The 22,248-nt window shown below is 38.1% G+C and carries 14 protein-coding genes, 1 tRNA gene and 1 pseudogene; 9 read left to right on the forward strand and 7 right to left on the reverse strand.

The window, feature by feature from the left end; translation table 11 throughout:
* Positions 1–52: 52 nt before the first annotated feature.
* Positions 53–3,232: a non-ribosomal peptide synthetase gene (locus tag Q0976_RS05000; protein ID WP_299491657.1), complete on the reverse strand. Its 3,180-nt coding sequence runs from the start codon at positions 3,230–3,232 to the stop codon at positions 53–55.
* 739 nt (positions 3,233–3,971) lie between these two features.
* Between Q0976_RS05000 and Q0976_RS05005 the strand changes: the two genes are divergently transcribed.
* Both Q0976_RS05005 and tolC read left to right on the forward strand, forming a co-directional pair.
* Positions 3,972–4,721 carry a hypothetical protein gene (locus tag Q0976_RS05005; RefSeq protein ID WP_299491659.1) on the forward strand — a complete coding sequence of 250 codons (750 nt, stop codon included), beginning with the start codon at positions 3,972–3,974 and terminating at the stop codon, positions 4,719–4,721.
* Positions 4,722–4,818: 97 nt separating this feature from the next.
* Positions 4,819–6,168, forward strand: coding sequence for an outer membrane channel protein TolC (gene tolC / locus Q0976_RS05010; RefSeq protein ID WP_299491662.1), 1,350 nt, complete (start codon positions 4,819–4,821; stop codon positions 6,166–6,168).
* Between the two features lie 29 nt (positions 6,169–6,197).
* Here tolC and Q0976_RS05015 read toward each other — a convergent pair whose 3' ends face one another.
* Entirely contained in the window at positions 6,198–7,019 is an 822-nt protein-coding gene (locus tag Q0976_RS05015; protein ID WP_299491665.1) for a DUF3891 family protein, read from the reverse strand.
* 635 nt (positions 7,020–7,654) lie between these two features.
* Between Q0976_RS05015 and Q0976_RS05020 the strand changes: the two genes are divergently transcribed.
* Positions 7,655–8,524: an IS1595 family transposase gene (locus Q0976_RS05020; protein WP_299491668.1), complete on the forward strand. Its 870-nt coding sequence runs from the start codon at positions 7,655–7,657 to the stop codon at positions 8,522–8,524.
* Positions 8,525–8,585: 61 nt separating this feature from the next.
* Entirely contained in the window at positions 8,586–9,896 is a 1,311-nt protein-coding gene (locus Q0976_RS05025; protein ID WP_299491670.1) for an SGNH/GDSL hydrolase family protein, read from the forward strand.
* 106 nt (positions 9,897–10,002) lie between these two features.
* Here the strand turns inward: Q0976_RS05025 and Q0976_RS05030 are convergent.
* Positions 10,003–11,088, reverse strand: a pseudogene (locus Q0976_RS05030) (IS256 family transposase); the annotation flags it as partial.
* Between the two features lie 1,049 nt (positions 11,089–12,137).
* Here Q0976_RS05030 and Q0976_RS05035 point away from each other — a divergent pair.
* Positions 12,138–12,617 (forward strand): CesD/SycD/LcrH family type III secretion system chaperone, encoded by a 480-nt coding sequence (locus Q0976_RS05035; RefSeq protein WP_299491672.1) that lies wholly within the window; start codon positions 12,138–12,140, stop codon positions 12,615–12,617.
* A 27-nt stretch (positions 12,618–12,644) separates the two neighbouring features.
* Entirely contained in the window at positions 12,645–13,697 is a 1,053-nt protein-coding gene (locus Q0976_RS05040) for a hypothetical protein (RefSeq protein ID WP_299491674.1), read from the forward strand.
* A gap of 131 nt (positions 13,698–13,828) precedes the next feature.
* Here the strand turns inward: Q0976_RS05040 and Q0976_RS05045 are convergent, their stop codons facing one another.
* Positions 13,829–15,127 (reverse strand): alpha/beta hydrolase-fold protein, encoded by a 1,299-nt coding sequence (locus Q0976_RS05045; protein ID WP_366525069.1) that lies wholly within the window; start codon positions 15,125–15,127, stop codon positions 13,829–13,831.
* A 186-nt stretch (positions 15,128–15,313) separates the two neighbouring features.
* On the reverse strand, positions 15,314–15,766 hold the full coding sequence (locus tag Q0976_RS05050; RefSeq protein ID WP_299491677.1) for a hypothetical protein: 453 nt from the start codon (positions 15,764–15,766) through the stop codon (positions 15,314–15,316).
* A gap of 146 nt (positions 15,767–15,912) precedes the next feature.
* Between Q0976_RS05050 and Q0976_RS05055 the strand changes: the two genes are divergently transcribed.
* Positions 15,913–17,118 (forward strand): multidrug effflux MFS transporter, encoded by a 1,206-nt coding sequence (locus Q0976_RS05055; RefSeq protein WP_299491679.1) that lies wholly within the window; start codon positions 15,913–15,915, stop codon positions 17,116–17,118.
* Between the two features lie 376 nt (positions 17,119–17,494).
* Here Q0976_RS05055 and Q0976_RS05060 read toward each other — a convergent pair.
* A tRNA-Ser gene (locus Q0976_RS05060) sits at positions 17,495–17,585 on the reverse strand.
* Between the two features lie 283 nt (positions 17,586–17,868).
* Here Q0976_RS05060 and Q0976_RS05065 point away from each other — a divergent pair.
* The gene (locus Q0976_RS05065; protein WP_299491682.1) at positions 17,869–19,626 is read left to right on the forward strand and encodes a S16 family serine protease; all 1,758 of its coding nucleotides are present in this window, start codon (positions 17,869–17,871) and stop codon (positions 19,624–19,626) included.
* 70 nt (positions 19,627–19,696) lie between these two features.
* Positions 19,697–20,212 carry a bifunctional 3-hydroxydecanoyl-ACP dehydratase/trans-2-decenoyl-ACP isomerase gene (gene fabA / locus Q0976_RS05070; RefSeq protein WP_299491684.1) on the forward strand — a complete coding sequence of 172 codons (516 nt, stop codon included), beginning with the start codon at positions 19,697–19,699 and terminating at the stop codon, positions 20,210–20,212.
* 146 nt (positions 20,213–20,358) lie between these two features.
* On the opposite strand, the gene Q0976_RS05075 is transcribed toward fabA, so the two are convergent.
* Positions 20,359–22,242, reverse strand: a complete 1,884-nt coding sequence (locus Q0976_RS05075) for a DUF3466 family protein (RefSeq protein WP_299491686.1) — start codon at positions 22,240–22,242, stop codon at positions 20,359–20,361.
* Between the last annotated feature and the right edge of the window lie 6 nt (positions 22,243–22,248).

The following is a 22,248-nucleotide window of genomic DNA, read 5'->3' on the forward strand; positions in this document are numbered from 1 at the left end:
TACATAGGGCTTTATTTTTAATAACAACGTTGAAAATCAATATATATCCACACTAAAATGAAAAGGACTCACTATAAATTTCATCATTAATTATTTTCTCAAATAATCTTGAAAAAAATGAAATATCCTCATTTGAATACTGTTGAATATCAAAACATAAATACCCTAATAACGTATCTTGCTTTTCTTCCACCGTTAACATGATCCCTTGCCTAACGGCATTGGGTTGGATCTCTTGAACAGTCCACTGTGTATTCCCGACATTCAATCTTGGCAATGGGGTTAAATAATTAAAATTCGCTAAGAAAGGGATCACAGAAGCATTATGTTCTTGTCGATAATCATCAACGAGCTCACCGTAACTCATATAAGCATAAGGTAAGCGTTTAAAGAAACTGCTTCTACATCGAGTTAATAAATCCGTAAAAGAAAGATGATCTTGGACATCAACACAGAAATTAATCATATTGACAAAGCAACCCAAAGTTTGGGAAAAACCAGCTCTCTCTCGATTAGAGACTGGGATCCCTATTTGACAAAATTGCTTCTCATTAGTCTGTAGTAAAGTCAAATAAAAAGCTGTTAACATGATCATAGACACGGTCACATTATGGCGCTGAGCATATGCTTCAATATCCACTAATAAGCCCAATCGATAATCAAGCCTAAACAAGCTTTCATGCTGCTGTGAATCAAGAAGCTGTACTTTATTGGCTTTATAGCCATGTAAAGCTTGAGACTCAACACAATGATTTGTACCGGAATGAATAGACTCGCCTGCCCAAGCAGTAAAGTCATATTGCAACTGGTTACGCCAAAAGTTTAATGCTTCATCACGCGCTTGTGACCTCAATATTTGTTGGTCATTGATATACTCTTTATAATCACTTTCCTGTTCAACAAGAATAGATTTGTCAAATTTAAGGTATTGATAATATTCAATTAGTTTTTGTGACCAAATATTGATTGACTCTCGATCAAATACCACATGATGAACTGTATGCAATAATACATGGAAGTCATCCTCTATACTTAACAACTGAAAATGAATAAGAGGACCTGAATCGAGATCAGTGCAAACGGATTGAGCACATTTCAGCAGCCATTGTGGATCTTCAACCTGAGCTAATGTGGCTTTTTTTTCAATAATCGTAATATCATCAAGCGTAAATGGCACATCAATATGTTTAGTCATATCAAGGTTGAACCGCGTCAGTAATATAGGATTGTGTTTTACACATCGAAAAAGACTGTCTTTTAAACACGCCGTATCTAATATCCCCTTTATTTCATGATAAAAATAAATTTGATAATCGGTATTTTCACTGAAACAATCTAATGTCATAAAATAAACTTGTTCATGACTTAAAAATGCACTTGAAGTCTCTCTTTGCTCCTTTGCAGGCTGTTGATTTTTTGGCATTGATTTCAGTTTATTCACTAAAGATTTTATACTGGGATAATCAAAGAAATCATTAAAAGACAATACATACCCCAACTGTGATTCAATAAGGGATTGAACTCGCATTAAATGCAAAGAATTGGCCCCCAGCGCCATCATATTATCTTGTCGCGCTATCGTTCCACATGCGAGTACTTGTTCCCAAATAGCAAAAATAGCTTGTTCTAGAGTGTCTTCATTATTTATACAAGGCTCAGGGTTGTTATCTTGTAACTGACTCGTTGCCTTATTAATACCCTGTGGCTGGGGTAATTGTGACTTATCCAGCTTTCCATTGGGCAACTTAGGAAACGTATTTAAACAAATAAAATGAGTGGGTAAGAGTGAGTCAGTGAGCTTTCCATGTAAAAATTCACGCCATTGCTGATGAGAAATCATCTTATTATCCAATGGTTCACCTTGTTCACATAATACATAAGCAACTAAAGACTGGATCCCATTATCACTCTGATAAACAGTGACAATGCATGCACTCACACCAGGGAATAAACATATTGCTTGCTCAATATCGCCAGCATCAAATCGAATACCATTTAATTTCAATTGACTGTCTTTTCGACCTAAATAGATTAATCGATCATTTTCATCCATTTTCACTAAATCGCCACTTCCATGGGCCCATAACCACTGACCTTGAGCGCTGTATAAAGAGCAAAAACGCTGCTTAGTCCGCTCAAGATCATTAAGATACCCCCGCGCCACCCCATGACCCGCAATATAAAGTTCGCCAATTTCCCCTTTCACAACAGGCTTTTTTTGCTCATCTAATAACAAGATCTCAGTACCTATAATACCTTGACCTAAATGCACAGGGATCTCTGGATAAAGTTCACAAAAAGTCGCATTTGCTGTTGCTTCTGTCGGGCCATATAAGTTATACAATCGCAATGTGGGCACAATTTGAAAGCTTTCTGTTTTTAAGGCTTCAGGAACCGCTTCCCCTGACAATAACACGACATTTGGCAAAGCCAGTTCATGATTTTCCTCAGACATTAACGCGAAAAAAGCCAGTAACTCTCGCCACACAGTAGGCACACAATAAAGCGCAGCATTAGGATGTCGATGATACCAATTAAGCAATAATTTAGGTGTTCGCAAACAGTCTTCAGGCAAAATATGTAACACTTCGCCTCGACGTAACGAATAATAAATTTGGCTCACTGCCGCAGCAAAGCTCACTGCCGATGTAAAAGGCAAACTAGGCGCAGAGTCTCCCCAAGATTGACCTGAAAACCACTCAGAATAATAAGCAAGTTGACCATGTTCAATCATGACCCCTTTCGGTTTTCCAGTCGAACCTGAGGTATAAAGAATATATGCCAGATCCGTTGAAACAATATCAGGGAACTCAAGCTGAGAATGATGACTGGTAACTAATACTTCCTCAAGATGACACACTGGAAGTGCAAGTTTTTCCACTAATGAACTTTTTAATATTTTGCTATCAGTCAATAAGATACTGGCTTGTGAATCTAATGAAATTGAGCAGATCTGCTCATCAGAATGGAATTCTGATAGTGGAATATAAGCTAAACCAGCTTTCAATATACCTAACAACACAACAGGTAAATACACCGTTTTTTCAATATGTAAAAGTACAATCCCACCTTTTTTATATTGGGGATGATGTTGAAAATAACCTGATACGTTATCTGATAATGTTTTTAATTCTCCATATGTAAGAGTTTGCTTAAGATCTTTAACAGCAATATTGTCCCAACAATCTGCAGATACACGATCAATAACCTGACTTAAAGATAAAAAGAACATATAAACTCACCCTTTTAATCACTGACATATTTTATGAAATAACATTATCTCTAAAACAATAAATGAGATGACTTGATAGAAAATAAAGTTACTGGTGTTTCTAAAACTTGAATCTCATTCTAAAGGGAAAATAAATGCTGTCAGGTTATCAATATCACAACTTGAATATAAATCAATATTATGATAACGAGTAATTTTAAATAGGTAATCAATAGAAAGTGAAAATGAACTTTAATAAAACCATTCTTTATACAATCATTAACTTTATCTCTTACCCATAACTCTCCAAATCAATAAGCCAATCAAAACAAAAAGGGAAACAAACCAACAATCAATGATTTAAGTCAAAAGTTAGGAAAATTAAAATATTGTAAAAGTTAAATAAAGAAAAATAAATAAAGTAAAAATAAAAAATTGCCCACCTAAACATAATAATAAGATAAACAAAAAATGAATAGGGATTAATAATAGTAGCTAATTCAATAACACAAAAAACAAAATAGTGTAATAAAAACTAAGAAAAAGGAACTTAAACCTAATATTAAATATATTTAAGTTATTCGACAACACAGTGGGTTAATCAACTTTAACGTGATTTATTTGTCTAATATAAGTAAAATGCCAACAAATTATATACTAAAATTAAACTGGTAATTATAAAAGAACCATTTTTGGGTTTAAAGAATAAGAATGCACAATCTATTTAAAAATAGCATTCTATTTTGGGGGCTGGGGAGTTATGAATATTCATTCAAAAGAAATGAAGCAAGCATGTACTTTTTTTAAGAATCAAATAACAGAACAAAAAGAAGGTATTATGCATACTTTCTTTGGCAAATTAAATCTTGAAAAAAAAATAATATATGCTATTTCAAGTGACTATGACTGGTTAGTGCAATATTGGTCGTCAGGGCTTTATAAAAAAATAGGACATAGGATCAATTCAGGGATAACATCATGGAACCATATGGATCTCGAACATCAAAGTATATTAAAAAAACAACAAATAAAATATAAAACAGATATAACAGATAATTATGGCAATATTGTAGACATTTTTTCAGTTGCAACACAAAGAAGCCTAAAAGACAATGATCTACTGTCTTTGTACGCAAAAAAACCTATCATCAGCAGTATTTCTAGCTCAATTTGGTGTAAATTCAACATTAAACCTCTCCCTTTAGATCAAATTGAATGCCCAACAAAAGTAAAAGCCTTAGATATTGATGTGAAACATGAATGTTTTCAATTTGGTAATATCAAATTTACGAATAAAGAAATGGAAAGCATTCATTGGTTATTAGAACTTAATTCATTAAAAGAAATTGCTTGGAAACATCAATGCAGTCAAACTGCAGAACGAAAACGCATTGATACTATAAAAGCTAAACTCAACTGTCAGGGCTTTTCCTCTTCAGCCTTATTTGCCGCTTTGAAAGAAAATGGGATCACTGCATCCTGCCTACAAGATTATATGATCCCCCCTTAAATACCTATCTACTGAGCACAAGTTCTTAACCATTAAAATGCATCAAGATCCACTAAATACGCTTAATCAACATAGTTACACCATTAAGGATAAACACATGAAATTAAAATATTTCACCTTTTGTCTGTCATTAGCCTTAATGGCTTCAACTCAAACGGCTCATGCCACTAGTTTACTGGATGTTTATAAACAAGCACTCCAAAACGATCCAACAGTACTGCAAGCTAAAGCCAAACGTGACTCCCTGTATGAGAATATTAATCAGTCTCGAGCTGCTTTACTGCCTACAATCAGCGGCAATATGAGCGTCTCCCATACTTGGGATAATCAATACCCCAGTCTCAGTGCAAGTGGCAATGTTGCCTCCGCAGGCCTCTCTTTATCACAAACACTCTATGATGGCAGTCTCTGGTCTAAACTCACCATTGCGGAAAAAACAGCCTCTCAAGCCGATATAACCTATGCAGCAGCATTACAAAACCTCATCGTCAGGGTAAGCAAAGCCTATTTTAATGTCCTCACCGCTCAAGATGACTACCGTTTTAATATTGCTGCTCAACAAGCCTATAAACGCCAACTCGCACAAACTCAAGCACGATTTAAAGTCGGGCTCTCACCCATTGGCGATGTACAATCCGCTCAGGCACAATATGATTTATCAACGGCACAATCGATTACTGCCCAAAACACGTTAACGAATGATTACGAAAGTTTAAGAGCAATTACGGGTATTAATGATAAACATCTTAATATTCTTGATACCACCCATTTTGAAACTAGCCCAATCCTACCGACTAATATAGGTGATTGGGTAACGCTCTCAAATAATAAAAATTTATCACTTCTGTCTGATGATGTAGGAAAAGAGATAGCGGAAAAAAACATTGATTATTATAAAGCGGGACATCTCCCCAAATTGAGCCTTAATGCCAACGCAGATAAATACAATGAAGATATTAACAACTCTGATTATCCAAATAGTTATAACTATAATACATCATCTGTATCACTCAACCTCAATATTCCTATTTATTCAGGAGGAAAAATTAATTCTCAGGTCCGTCAAGCTCAAGATGATTACGTCAACGCCTGCCAAGTATTAGAGCAAACTCATCGAAGTGTCATTCAGAACGTTCGCAGTGATTACAATAACGTCAATGCTGCAATCAGTACGATTAAAGCTTATAAACAATCTGTAACCTCATCCCAAATAGCAGCCAAAGCCACACAAGCGGGATTTGAAGTGGGCACTCGTACCATAGTCGATGTGCTAAATACCACCAGTACGTTATACAATTCAAAAAGTGAACTCGCTCAAGCTCGTTATCAGTACATTGACTCAGTATTAGCATTAAAACAAGCTGCGGGCACATTGACAGAAAAGGACTTAGTAGAGATCAATAAAGGATTAATCTCACCCACCAAACCCAGCCTTCAACAAAGCTAAAAAAGGTGATACTAAATTAACAAAATCCATTACAAACACGTGCCAACCAATTGCACCTGTTGCCTCTGTAACGGTGCATATAAGAGTGCTTGATGTAACTGATCTGTATCTCTTTGTTCAGGCAACAAATAGCGGCCCTGAAAGCTAATGCTCACTTTGGGTTGCTTAAAAGGAAAAGGGGTTAGCAGATATTGATTATTTTCTATTGGTTCAATCTTTATGGTTTGTGTTTGAATAGCCGATAATGGCACTTGAACAAATGACGCTGGTAATCGCATTGTTTCACCAGTGCAATTAAAATAGAGCGCTAATGAGTCAAAAAATTGTAACTGCTTATAGTTTTGCCATAAATAGCGTCGTAGCCAATTTTGAGTAGTAGGATCTTTCGCTAATTGTGTTTCTAGCCAAGTTTTCTTTTTCGCTAGCAAAATAAACTCTTGATTAAATTCATCCTTATATTTCTTAGGGATGGTATCAATCAAGGCATTGCCACTTAACCCATAACGACCATGATAAATTCCCCACATGTGCATTGCCGCTAACAGACCGCAATAACAATGATGCATTTGGTTAAAATGAACCGACTTCATCATAGTCATCATTTTTAATCTATTTGGTGTATTTGACAAATGCCAAGGCAAGCCTGTTTTCGGATTGACTCTGGGAGAGATATCTAAATCAAACCAACCTTGGTCATGGTGATCAATCAGATACAACATTTCTGATAACGGAGAAACAGATTCAAAGCGCGTATTGCCAAAGGCTCTAGCAAATTGCCCCGCTAATAAACTATGCTCGGCCATCGTAATGATAAAATGAGGTTGATCCTGAAGGGCTGACTGCACAATCATGCATTTCCCTCTTTGTACATTCACTGTTTCATACCATCAAATATAGCAGTTAATACTCGATGCATAAATCACGAGTTCATTAACGTATGACAGTACTAACGCACAAAAAACAACTGTGTTTTAATGTTATCATCCAATGGTCAGCCGATATTTAACCTAAAGCAACCTTGGTAATAATCTCGACTGTTAAAAAAGTGGCACGGTCGCATAAAGCACCTTTTTATTCGCATAGTTATTTAAATTGACTACATTTAAGGCTGGTATTTTTCTCCACAATACCAATCTACCTAAGGGAGAAAAAATAATGCAGTTAGACGGTAAATATTGAAAGATAAGCTCGGTAATCTTCCTTATGTTGCAGCAATTGCTTTCTCACTTTTACTCAATGACGCTCGTAATACCCACCTTGTATGAAAGCCACAACTAATTGTTATAAAAGTTTATTTACGTCCAACACTTTCACTTATCTCACCAGGGTAAAGGCCTCTCGAAATCGACTGAGCACACACAAACCTAAGCGCAAACCGGGTGCTAATGTTTTCCTTTTTCCTTTTCCTGACTATCTATGAGCTTCAGCCATGAAAATTTTGAAATATGAGCTATATATAGAGTAATGCTTAATTTGGAGAATAGTCATGGCTAAAAGTAAAATTCAACATCAGCTTGGCTTTAGTTTATTAGCATTATTCAAGCATTATGGAACTGAAGAGCAATGTGTAAAGGCGTTGTTTAATTGGAAATGGACTACTGGTTTTATTTGTGCTGAATGTTCTTCACAAAGTTACCGCACGTTAAAATCCAGAAAAATTCATCAGTGCAACCGTTGTCATCACCAAACATCATTAACAACCAATACGATATTTGAACATTCAAAACCTCCCTTAACTATCTGGTTTTTAAGTGTACATTTAATTGTTCAATCGAAAGTCGGTATTTCAGCTTTATCACTTAAACGTCAAATAGGCGTGTCTTATAGTACGGCTTGGCGGGTGAAACAAAAAATCATGCAAGTCATGAAAGAGCGAGATGATAAACGCCAATTATCGGGTATTGTTCAAGTTGATGATGTGTATTATGGCGGTGAGTGTCATGGTGGCAAACGAGGCCGAGGTTCAGAAAATAAATTGTCTTTTATAGCAGCAATATCAACAAAAACACATTTATCTAAAGGAAGTACCGTCGTATCTGATGGACTCGCTTGCTTTAGTGCCGTTAAAGACGCGGAATGCGAGCATTTCAGCATAGTGACAGGTGGTGGACCAGAAAGTGTGACAAAACAGCAATTCATTTGGGTCAATACGATGATAAGAAATGTAAAGAATGCCATTACAGGGACTTATCATTCTATCAACCCTAGACACTTATCTCGATATTTAGCTGAATATTGTTATCGCTTTAATCGACGGTGCTCACTTGAAGACATGTTACCGCGATTTATGTATGTTGCACTCAGAACACCTCCCATGCCACAGAAGTATTTGAGTATAGCTGAGCTTTATGGGTAACCAGGTTTATATTTACAGTTAATACACTAGATTAATTGATTAAGGGTAAGGTATCAGTTCAATGAGCTTAAATAGACGTGAATTTTTGTCATTTTACGGAGCGCTAGGGCTTTCTCTCCTTTTTCCTAAAGTTACTTTTTCAAGCAGCAGTGTTAAATTATCCAATTTTTTTAACAATGAAAAATCAATATCAATATTGGGTGACTCGATTACTCATGGTGCGTTCGCTGGTGATATTACTCGTAATGGATGGGCTAATCTTATCGCAAGAGCATTTAATGTAGAGTACGGGACGTATAGTTATGGATATACGCCCTATACAAAGCTAGGAAGTGGTAAAAATGAAAGTCAGGATGTTGGAATATTTTCTAAATCTAATGGTTGGCAATCTCTTGTAAGAGCAGATGCTGAAAACTTTGTTTCAGGTTTAGGTTATAGAACATCCACTATTAACAGCTTTCTTGTTTTTAAAATCCCCGCATTTATGGCTAGAGCTCTAATTCATTATATACAGCAGCCAGATGGCGCGAAATTTGATATTTTAATTAACGGGGATGTTCATAAAACAATTGATTCATCCGGCCTCGTTAATAACTTTTCTTGTGCTGATGTTGATTTATATGATGATGGTTCTGGCGCTATTGAAATAAAGGTGATTATTAAAAGTGGTGGTGTTTTTAGTTTTTCTGGAATTAGCTATTTATCTTCATACAGTGAATCTGTGTGTAACAACTTTTCACAAAGTGGCCGCAGGTTACGTTATACGTCTGAGAATGTAATCAATACGATATGTGAAAATTCTAGCACCTTGATTTTAGCACTAGGTCATAATGATGCTGGTGAAAATGCTCCTGCTTATCAACTTGCCTTTAAGAATGTTATTAATTTAACAATATCGGCTTGTAATAAATATAACGTTAATGTTGTGGTTCCTGATTTTGTTTGGTCTAGTGATGAATCGAATTGGGTTAGGCTTGAATTGATGCGTTTAGCAAGTGAAACTAGTGGGCTTTATATCAACTTACCTAAGCAGATCGAAAAGAAAAATGGTGTCCCAGCTGATAGAAATCATTTAGTAAACACTCTTGGAATGTGGGTTGATATCTCTCATCCTAACGAGGAAGGTAACAAGTGGATTTTCGAGGAAGTATCTAAGGCCATGAACTTATCTTGTCAAACTAAAGAAGATGTATTGGCCACCCATAATTTTAATTTTCCTCCCAGAGAAAAGCCAGTAGACGCTTCAGTAAATCCTAGTAATGAAAACTCTAGTTCTGGTGGATCATTTGGGGTTGCCGAGCTTTTAGGGCTTGGTGCCATTGGGTATATTGCTAGGTGGCGCTCAAAGCTAGAACCTAATGATAAGGGTTGATACTAGAAAGGACGCCCCCAAAGTTAAAGCGTTTTACAGTACAAAATTTATCACATAGTATAAATCAAGTGTGAGGGCGTTCAATATTTGGTGTCAACGATATAATCTAAATATCCAACACGTTATCTAAACGCCCTTCAAAATAAATGGCCAACTGTGATAAACCTAAGCTCCAATTGTGAATGGGCATGGTCCATTTATCACTGGCGTTTAATATGCTTGCATAAAGCAATTTCAACAAGCTATTTTCATTTGGAAATACCCCTTTGGTTCTGGTTGATTTCCTAAATTGACGATGCACTGCTTCAACGGCATTGGTGATATAAATTACTTTTCGAATAGGCTCCGAATACTTGAAATAATGTGATAAATTATCCCACTTTCGACGCCAAGTGTTGATAACCAATGGATAAATACTGCCCCATTTAGCATCAAGTTCATTCAGTGCTATCTCTGCTGCTTCCTTCGTCACTGCACGATAAACAGGCTTTAAATCAGCCATAAAGGCTTTTTGATGCTTTGATGCCAGATGTTTCATCGAGTGGCGAATTTGATGAATGACACACAGCTGTACCTCTGTTTGAGGAAAAATACTGGCTATGGCCTCAGGGAAGCCTGCCAGGCCACCAACATAAGCAATGAGCATATCTTCAACACCCCGATTATTTAAGTCTGTCAGTACCGATAGCCAGTTGTTAGCCCCTTCATTTTCAGAAAGGCGTAAGCCAAGGATTTCTTTTTCCCCCTTTCATATTCAGGGCAAGCAGAGTGTAAACAGCTTTATTGATTTAGCGACCTTCTTCTTTCACTTTATAGTGAATAGCATCAAGCCAAACAATGGGATAATGACTCTCTAACGGCCTTTGTTGCCAGGCTTTAAGTCAGGTAGCAACTTATCGATGACACTGTTCATGGTGCCGGCAGAGACATTAACACCATACAACTCTTTAATATGCTGATGGATGTCACGATAGCTCATCCTCATGCTAAATATGGATAAAATTTGCCTATCCATTTAATCGGTTAAGGTGGTTTGATGTTTCTTAATAAGCTGAGATTCAAAGGTTGATTGTCTGTCTCTAGGAACATCAAGCTCAAAGCTGCCAGAGGCATGTTTTACCGTTTTTTGACTGGTACCATTACGATGATTGGGCTGTGTGTCTTGTTCTAGATGCTGATTAACCTGAACTCGGAATAAGCAGCGCCGCTTAATAGCCCTATTTTTGCCCCTATCTGTGAGTGTTGCACTTATTATATTAATTTAGGGCTCACTAACTATTAAACACGAAATCCCACCTTGATATAGACAAAAATAGCGGTATTTAGCCAAATTAAACAATAAAGAATAACTGGGCTGATTTTACCCTATTAACTTTAAATAGATTACCAATACTCTTTGACACTCATTATCCCGAGTTTAGGTTAAACTAATCTGGTTTTAAGATCATTCAATCAGCAAAATCATGTTCAGATAAACGTGTTTTAATCGCAGCAAGAGGGATGGCACCTAGCATTCTAAGCTCCTTTCTTTAAACAAAGGGACACTCAACAAAGAATAAAGCACGTTTAGTGAATTCGGCTTTAAACAAAATGAGGACAGCACTTGTTGCTCCCCTTTAAGATATCATTGCTTGATTATGTAGGATCCCTAGATCCTTCAATTCACTTCCATATGAACATGACATTTGTTTATCCGTAAACATCAAATGGAAGAGATAAAGTAATATTTTGAACTCAAGCGGACAACTCCAAGGTTGGAGAAGATAGCGCGACATCGGTAATCAAAGCCGAGCATGACGCCTCGGCATAAGCTCTTCCTTATATCAATAAGGACAAATCGCTGCAAAAATACTCATCAAAGATCAACAGGCTCTATACAGCACTGACTATTTTGATTAAAACTCACAAAACATAGGAACGAAAAAGGCATTCAAAATTGATTATCCATTCCCTATCGCTCACCTTTCAACCAAAAATCGCCCCAAAATAAGACCAAGGTCTAATACAGGTTCAACTGGTAAGATGAGTTAGTAACGCTTTGAGTATAAAAGTGATAGTAATTTATTTCCCCATCAATTTATTATTAGTTTAGCACTGGCTAATTTAGCTATTTTCTCTCAGTTTATTTAAACATGTAATGACACTATTAAAGTGAATAGATCCACTAAAAACTAGGCTAAAAACTAAAAAATACACCATTTCAAAATTTTTCAGCACACTTTGCGACATAAGGGGTTAACAATGACAGACAGTAGAGAAGTAACTCCTGAACTTGAGCAGCTTGCCAATGCAATACAACGCGCCATTGACGAGCATCAAACCCAAGCTGACTATAACGGTGTAACGGACACTGAACTCGATAATGCTTACAGAGACGCTCTTGAACATTATCAACGTCAAGACATGCAATCAGCCCTGATCTCCTTCACTTATTTAGTCATGAATAACCCTTGGCGTCGAGCATACATTCTTGGATTCGCCTCTTGTTTGCATGCCTTAGATCAATTTGAAAATGCCCTTTCTTTTTACGGCTATGCCGCCTTGATGGATGCTTGTGATGCTGGCGTGACCTTTCGGATTGCCCAATGTTACTCCTCTATAGACAGATCTATTGAGTCTATTGAAGCTTTACAAACTTGTATTGATCAAAGCTTTATCGATCCTATTCAGCCAGAAATAAGAACACTAGCACAGAGTTTACTTCAAGAAATCATTGGCTAGTTATACACCTCATTAAGGAGAGTGCTCATGACTCAACCTATTAACAATACACATAAAACGAGTTTGAATGCATTAAACTTGGCACAAGCTAAAGAAAAAGAACCGACTTCTGCCAAAAAGTTTGACCCTAACCAAGTCCCTCTTTCCGATCTTGGCTCAGACTGGATACTTGTTCCACGTCCTGTAGACAGAACGATAGCAGCATTGGATTTAGCAGAAATCAGTGATTCAGGGAAAAAAAAGCTCGAATCAATGGATTTAATTAAACGTTCAACAGAGCTCGATCAGAAAGCAAAAGATAATGGCGTCGACCTTGCTAAGAAGAACTTTTTTAAAGCCTTATTTAATGTCGCTTTGGCCGGTGTAGGATTAGGCTTGTCCATTGCAGCGACGGTTTTAACAGGCGGGGCAGGTATTCCAGTCATGGCCATGTCTGGTGTTGCATTTGCACTTGTCGTCTCTGATGCGGGCTGTGCATTTGCCGATTGGCGCAGCAAAGCGGGCGGAGGAGACGGTCTTAAAATGGGTTCCGATGCTTTAGCAAATGCCGTCTATGCCATGCTTGATAAAATGGGGATGAATGATGAAAATGCCACATACTGGGCCAATACAACATCAGTTGTATTGAAAACAGCGCTCACTGTCAGCACATTATGGTGTAGTGCAGCATCTGCAGCCAGTGTACCGGGCGCTGTAGGCAGTGCATTATCTATGATAAAAATGGGGAAAAGCACGACCAGCAGTGTCGCAGGCATGGGGCTCGATCTTGGTATAACCGACACAAAAAATAAAGGCAACAAATTAAAAACCGCTAGCCGAAACGCTAAACAATTCGAAGCCGATATGGAAAGTAACAAGAAACTAGAAAAAGCCAAAATGGAAAGTGACAAAAAACTAGAAAAAGCCAAAATGGAAAGTGACAAAAAACTAGAACAAGCACAACAAGAGATTTTTCAACTTCAATCACAATTACTGAAACTTGAATCAAGTTTGAATATACAGCAGCTTGCTAGAAAACATACAACAACAAACCTAAATGAATTTGAGCGCCCCAAACACCAGATTCACGTCCTTGTTTAGTCTAGGAATATAAGCAAAATTCCGCTGAAGTCTTACTGGCATAAAAAAGAATTCGTTTATTGAACAAAAACAAATCAAGATGAAGGCTGAGGTTGCTCACCATGCAACCCCAGCGCTATGGTTTGGCCAATTTATTGTGTCATCTTGCTCATCTGTAATAATTTAGCCTCAATAATATTCACTTGCCATTGATTTGCATTCTGTTTTTTAGACAAATCAAGTGCTTTTTGATAGTAGTCTAATGACAATTTATCATTGCCAGCCTTATCATAAGCCACTGCAATTGCCTTCATATATTCAATGGAATGACTAAAACTAGCCTCTTTACTCAGCAAGAGTTCAATACCGGCTTGAGGTGCATCAAAATGCCCACGATAACTGGCCAACATCATCACAAAAGCCGCTTCTGAACTTGGCAACTCTTGCTTTACTTTCTGCATAAAAGCACCAATATCAGCTTGTTTTTCATTCCGATAAAAGTAACGAATAGCCGCCCTCACACTGGGAGTGGGAATGGCCTGCTTAATATTAAATGAGGCCAATAGAGGTCGATAATGTGCAATAATATCATCAGCAGAGCGAATTTTATTCAGTTCTTTTTCTGCAATAAACCAGCCATCAAAGGTATGTTTAAGGCTATTACGTAGACTGATCAATGCGACAGAAACATGATTTTCATTGGGATAATGAGTAAAATGCCAATCAATATTCTTCGGCTGTAGATCATCTAACACATCAATAAACCCATATTGTCCCATGCGTGTCTCATCACCCAAAGATAAATACAGAGAGACGGGATCATGTTGACTCTCTGCCATCACTTTTTTAGCCCGTTTAACAAAAGCATAGTCATTTAGCCACACCGAAGGACTCGAAGAAAAATAACGGTTAAAGGTATTAGGTGACTCCAGTAACGCATTTAAAACAAATAGCCCTCCAATAGAATGGCCAAATATGATCTCATTATCAGCAGTACGGTAATTCGCTTCAATATAAGGTATAAGTTCTTCATTAATATGAGCTAAAAATTCTGAAGCCTTTCCCATATCGCCTTGTTTTCTAGGGGCACTTAACCCCTGAGGAGTCATATATTGCCGATATTTATCCGTTCCTTTATCTGCCAGTCCAACCACAATAATATCAGGAATAAGTTGTCCCTTATTGGCTAATAAATCCAACATTCCTGATGCACCATGTAATAAGTAATCACCATCAAGAAGATAGAGAACGGGATAATTCGTTGATGAGTCTGCGTGATAATTTTCCGGCAAAACGACCTGAAATTGACGTGTCTCATTCAGCAGTGAAGAGTCAATCGTGAACCTTTCACCTAAATTATTCTGAGTCGCTAACGTCCATTGAGGGGTGAAAAACAGGGTAAGTAAAACGAAGCATATTTTTTTTATCAGAATCCATTTCTTTAGGTCTATCGCTCATACTTGAGCAAGAGGCAAGATCAGTACGGTATAACCTCCACCAAACCTGTAAAGGATACATACATAACAAAATCTTATTTTATTTAACAACATACTACGTTCGTCCAGAAAACAACAGAACATGAATAAAAAAAATAGAACTAAGATAAGTCAATTAATAGTATTATTAATCCATTAAAGTTAATGAGTATTAGCAACCATATTCTCTCGTCCCACCTCTAACACCTCAATACACAGAGAAGTAAACTGTGGCTGCATACTGGGACTATTTTGCTCAAAATTGATACTTCTAATCACATTTTTTTCATCGGTAAGCACTGAAAACTGGCATTTTTTCAATAATGACGGTTGCCAAGGACCAAGATTATCGCTCTTCCCTTTATTCTGGAATAAATGGTGCACATCCCCCTCTTCATACTGTTTCACTTCATTTGTAAACAACCACATATATTCTCGATCCCCATTAAACTCCGCCCATTCATATTGAGGATGGCCAATGTGATGGATCAACGCCCCGATAGGCAATCCTTGATACACTTGATTTTCTGCTCGCTCGCTATCCACTCTCATTGCACATGCCTGCAGCAACAAAAAAGCTAATATTGTTACAACCAGCTTCAAGACTATATTCATATTACCGCCTTCATTAGAGAGTTAATGATAAAGTCTACCATTGCTCAATGGTACTCACCTATCTTCATCATTTATTTTAAAAAATCATCCACCTAAATGTTAAACTTGACTACGCTTGATATTACCTTTTAAAAAAGGAGGTTCTTTTGGTTCACAAAACATTACAATCTCAGCCCATATTCATGGTCATTCTCATTTTATCCCCCCTTATTTTTAGCTTTGCCTTAGCGCTAGATATTTATGTACCGAGTATTCCCGCCATTAAAGCAGATTTTCATGCTAGTCAATTAACGGTTCAGCTTACTATCAGCCTTTTTTTATTAATGACAGGACTCGGTGAATTATTAATGGGCCCATTAAGCGATCAACTCGGTCGGCTTCATATCGTTTTTGCCAGTGTGAGTCTTTTTATTCTTGGATCGGCAATTTGTACATTCGCTGGAAATATAGACATATTAATCATTGGCAGAATATCTCAAGCTCTAGGGGCTTGCGGCATGATGGTATCGGCTTTTGCCATCGTTAGGGATCTTTTCTCTGGGGATGACTGCGCTAAAATATACAGTTTCTTAAATTCAACCATTGCCCTTTCCCCTATCTTTGCTCCCATTATTGGGGGCTATCTAGAAAGTTGGTTTAGTTGGCGCGCCTCCTTTGCCGCATTGAGTATCATAGGGCTAATAATACTCATTTCAGCAAAATTTACCATCAATGAGACTTTAGCACACCACCAACGTAAAAAAGTCGATTCTCATATACTTAAAACCTATTATGATATTTTTTCTCATAGACAATTCTTAATCTATACTTGTTGTGCTTCTCTTGGTTTCGCCAGTTTTATGACCTTTTTTTCTTCCTCGTCCTATATCATTATTACATTACTGCATATTAGCCCCAGTCATTTTGGGTTTTACTTCGCCTCTTTAGGGATCGTCTTTTTTCTTGGTAGCTTTATCAGTGGTTTCTGTGCCAAAAAAGTGGGGACATTTCACACGGTACTTTGCGGGGCGACCCTAATGCTCATAAGCGGTATTTGCATGCTCTTGTGGTATGCCTATTTTGGCTTAAGTATGTTTGGATTCATGGGCCCCATGATGATTATGGGTCTGGGAGGCGCTATGCTCATGGGGGCTGGCGCTGGAGGGGCCATTGAACCCTTTGGTGAAATGGCAGGCACAGCTTCGGCCCTTTTTGGTTGTTGTGAATTCGTGTTTGCCTTCCTCATTTCAACTTTCGTATTACAATGGAAAGTCACCTCAACACTTCCTCTAAGCCTGACTTTAATCATATTAGGTTGTCTCAGCATTATCTTTTGTTTCATACTGAGTCATACAAAGCAGCGCTCAGCTTAATCGACAAATAAAAAACAATAAATAACTCACTTTCGTTTAGGTTTTCATCGATAAGTATCCAAAGTGTCAACTTATCTCAGAACGGCACATTATCTCTGAACAGAATAATGGTAAACACAAAAAACCGCTAATGTTATTAAGTGCTTTTTTATTTTATTTGACGAAAAGATAGGGCTTTGAACCCTAAATGGGCTACAAACCCATGCCGCATTCATTTTATTTCAGATGCAAAAAAGGCAACCTATTAAGGTTGCCTTTATTATTTTATTTGGCACAGAGATAGAGATTTGAACTCTACATAAGTGTGCTACAAAACCATATTCAAATGGTGGGCATAAAAAACCTATCTTTTTAGATAGGTTTTTTATTTGAAATTTGGCGGAGAGATAGGGATTTGAACCCTAGATGGGCTACAAACCCATGCCGGTTTTCAAGACCGGTGCATTCGACCACTCTGCCATCTCTCCAGTGGCGCGAATAATATATTGACCTCACTTTATTGTAAACCGCTATTTTCCTTGAGAAGGGTTAAGTGTTGAGATAAACAACAAAATGATGAAAATCACATCGACTTAATAAAATCATGGTTAAGAGACACTATACCCGTGAGACTTCAACACAATAAAAGAGTGCACAAAACAAGAAAACAACGATGCACAAATTTGAATTATCGAATGGAATTTATCAAGCACTGAAAAAGATATGCTACTATCCCATTATCAACTCTTTACATTGCTAAGCTTTGCCTCTATGAATTCTACCGCTATTCCTGCTAATGCTCTATCACCACAATTTACCATTCCCACAATTGCAGGGCATACAACTGATAAACAAGAACATAATGAACAAGCTCGCCTGCAAACCAATAGCCTTGATATAGATAATACGTCCCTTTTTGAAGATATGAGTGCATTATTATTAGGCCAAGAACGAACACTCGACGCTTTCTCTTTGTTATCTAAAATTCCCGAACAACATATGTATATCGCCGATAACGAAGGGATCAGCCGATTGCCTTTCATCAAAGCCTTAGTTTCCCATGCTCAACAGCACTTATCTCAATCACAACATCAAGACGAGCCCAATCCTCATGCCAGTCAGCCATATCAAGATAACATTGACGATTTTTGCTATTTAGCGGGAAATATTAAACGTATCGATTTAATTGGCACAGGCCAGCAACACAAGCAGTCCTCTCAAAAAGGCGTATTGAGCCAATATAAATATGTCTTTATTTGTGCAGAATCCTTATTAAAACAAGAGCGCCTTTGGGATCTTCTCATGCATATTCTCAGCGAGAGAGAATATAAAACCAATCAGTCACTCCCAGCAATCCCCTTAACGGCAAAGGTCATTCTCATCGGAAATGCATCGCTTTATAGTCATGCTTGGATAGAAGAGCGGCTTTTTTCGACCCATTTTCCACTCTTAGGTGAGCTTATTCATGAAATGGATCGCAGTGTATACAACGAACAAGACTACCTTAAATGGCTCATGGCTATTGCCAGCACCCACAATGTGAAGCTAGCTCAATCTAGCCTACTTCCTTTGTTCAATTACGCATCTAAAATGGCAGATCATCAACAAAGATTCACTTTACTGTCTAATTTTATCGCACAAGTGTTAGCTCAAGCAAAAGCCTACAGTAAAACAGAGGCCATTACAGACAAAGATGTTGAACATGCTATTTATCAATTTAACCAACGCCACAATGCATCAGCTCAACTGTCTGCACAAAACTTTGATGATAAATTTATTAATGTCTCAACAGATGCAAGGCTTATCGGTCAAATCAATGGCCTAACGGTGCTCGACACTGTCGAATACCGTTATGGGGAGCCTGCTCGCATTACCGCATCAGTACATTATGGTGATGGCGAGGTTGCAGATATTGAAAGAAAGTCTGAACTTGGCGGCAATATTCATGCTAAAGGGATGATGATTTTATCAGCTTGCTTATATCGTATATTTGGTCGTGACGCCCCGCTTCATCTCAACGCAAATATCGTGTTTGAGCAATCTTACCAAGAAATCGATGGCGATAGTGCTTCACTCGCAGAATATTGCTGCCTTATTTCAGCTATCAGTGAGCAGGCTATTTTTCAAGGCATTGCAGCAACAGGTGCCATCGATCAATTTGGGAATGTACAAGCCATTGGCGGCGTTAATGAAAAAATTGAAGGCTTCTTTGATTTATGTGAAAGACGAGGCCTCACCGGGGAACAAGGAGTCATTATTCCCACGGCAAATTGTCAGCAACTTAATTTAAAGCCCACTATCATTAAAGCTGTTGAGCAACAACAATTTCATATATACCAAATAGAGCATATTGATGAAGCCGTTGAACTGTTAATGAACAAGACAGCTGGAAAGGCCGACGAAGACCATCACTTCCCCGAAGGGTCGCTCTATGGTTTAGTACAGACAAGATTAGATCGTTTAGCGGGGTATCCCGAGGAAGAAAAGAGCCTGTTTGGCAAACTCCTCGAAAAACTTCGTATTTTCTAGCTGATCGGAGTTGTTTAGCTTACACGTGTTCGCTAATCTAGGCGCTCAAATTGCTGGAGTAAAAAATACAATGAGTAACGCAAACAATTTTGATAAAGCAGATCTTATTGCTTCTGGTTTAGGAGAGTTATTTCAATCTAACTCTCCTCGTCTTCCTAAAGACAATATGCTAATGATCGACCGTATAACAAAAATTAATGGTGATGGTGGTGAATTTGGTAAGGGAGAAATTGTTGCTGAGTTAGATATCGATCCCAATTTATGGTTTTTTGATTGTCACTTTGCGGGCGATCCTGTCATGCCCGGCTGCCTTGGACTCGATGCAATGTGGCAGTTAGTCGGTTTCTTCCTAAGCTGGGAAGGCGCTATCGGTAAAGGTCGCGCCTTAGGCGTTGGTGAAGTGAAATTCACTGGACAAGTCTTGCCTGAAGCCAAGAAAGTCACTTACAAACTCACCATCAAACGTAAAGTTTACCGTAAACTGGTGATGGGTATTGCAGATGCAACAATGGAAGTCGATGGCCGTGAAATTTATTCTGCGACCGATCTTAAAGTGGGTGTATTTACAGATACATCAACCTTCTAGCATCACACTTCAAAAATCGTACTCGCTACTGCTGAGCCAATAAAAAGCCCCTTCATTGATAAATGAAGGGGCTTTTTATTGGCTATTAATCATTGACAAATAATGCTAAGAACAATCCTAAGCAAACGTTCCTCCATCCTTAAATACTACACACTAAAGCGACGTCTCAACCATAATAACGGTAGGAAAAATAACCACGCAAACGTCGCTGCGCCCTCGCGAGTATAATTCTCATTACCTGAACTCACAGTACAAGCAGTTCCATTTGTCACAGGGTTTAAGACGACCATGCGAGGGACTGCAGAGGTCACCGGCCCACCATTACCTGCCTTCTCAATATTAGGCAAGCCATTTTCGCCTATGACCACGCTACCATTACTGATAGAATAAACAGGCTTTTGCACCATAGCCACACCAACAATAACGCCATTTTCATTAATACTATTGGCTTGTACCACGTCAATGTCTTCATCATAAGTAAAGACTTCCCCGGTACCACTGGTAATCGTCACCTGTTTACGGCTCCAGTTTCCCTCAGTATCTTGCTCGTAACCTTTTGACTCACAAGTCAACAAATCATTAACATCATTAAACTCTTGCGCATCCATATTATACAAGAAACCCGATTTAGGGCGATTACTGGTAGTATTGCTTTCTTTTGACTCAATCCAGCCCACCACTTGATTCTTGTTGTTAATATCATAAGCTTCACTACTCAAGTCTGAAGTACTATTATAAAAGTCATTTGGAGTAACAACAGATCCACCAGATTGCGTATCATAGTAAAAAAACTTACTGCGCAAATAACTGTTAATGTATTTAGTGTAACTGCCCACCACGATGCCGTTGTCGTTAATCCCCTTAGCAATCGATTTTGTACTACTGCTGCCTGTATTTATCCAGTTATAGGCATAAGTCCCATCTCCGTTTGATGTCCAATAAGCCGCATCATAATACAAACTGCTACCATTATTACGGTACACATAAGAGCGACCCGCCACCACATCATTATCATTAATGGCTAGACCTTGCGCATCATAGACAGTAGTTCCGGATTCAGTGGCTCCAAGTGGTAGTTTAGTCTCTGTTACGGTATTAGTGCTTGAATCGTATTGCCACACATACGCCCGCAGTTGATAATCGATATTGCCATTATACTGCTCGTTTTGAACACAAATATTGGCAGTAGTATCACTCGTATTGTTAGTAATACAACTACTGACATAATCTTGGCTTGTGCTGCTTAAGTCTGTACTGGCATAACCTGTGACAATACTATTATTATTCACATCTGCGCCCACTGACCATCCACCCACAGTTGCAGTTAACTCATCGCCATTACTGCCAATACCAGTATAAAAAACTGACGCATCATCCGGTATTAATTCAATTTCAGTATCACTGCCATTTTGTACAAAGCCGCGGCGTTCATAATCACGATAGTAATAAGTTGGATCAACAGGATCATCTTGCTGCTGTGGAGCCGTCATGGCTCCTGTACGCAAATCACTGTCATTTAAACCATAATAATAACTATCAACCGTGTTTTCTCCACCGTCTGGATAAACTGGCGTAATTTGACCATTAACACTAACAAAAGTAGGTTCCCAGACTGTTGATGTCGTGCCAGTGCCATCTGCGGTAAAAATAAACTGACTAGCCACCATAGGCGTGGTATTTGTCATTTTATAAGCAGTACCACTACTGTTTGTTGCGCTACCACTACTGTCTAACACTCGCACTGTACTGGACTCTGATGGCGCGATCCCATCTGCCAAACTCACACTATTGGATGCAGCTTTAGCAATATTGGTTGCCGTGCCTAATGCATAATCATTATTATTAATGACCATGCCAAAACCTTTTTGCGTCGCAGACAAGGTACCGGTTAATGTCGGACTCGTCTCATTACTGTCATACACTTGATCTAAATTCACGACTTCATAGACTTCAGCTGCAGTCGCGCTTTGCAATACACTGAACACCCCAACAGCCACTAAAGATAAGGCTCTGTTTAATGTAAACGTCATTGTTAT

This window comes from uncultured Shewanella sp. (genome assembly GCF_947501665.1).
Taxonomy (GTDB): Bacteria; Pseudomonadota; Gammaproteobacteria; order Enterobacterales; family Shewanellaceae; genus Shewanella.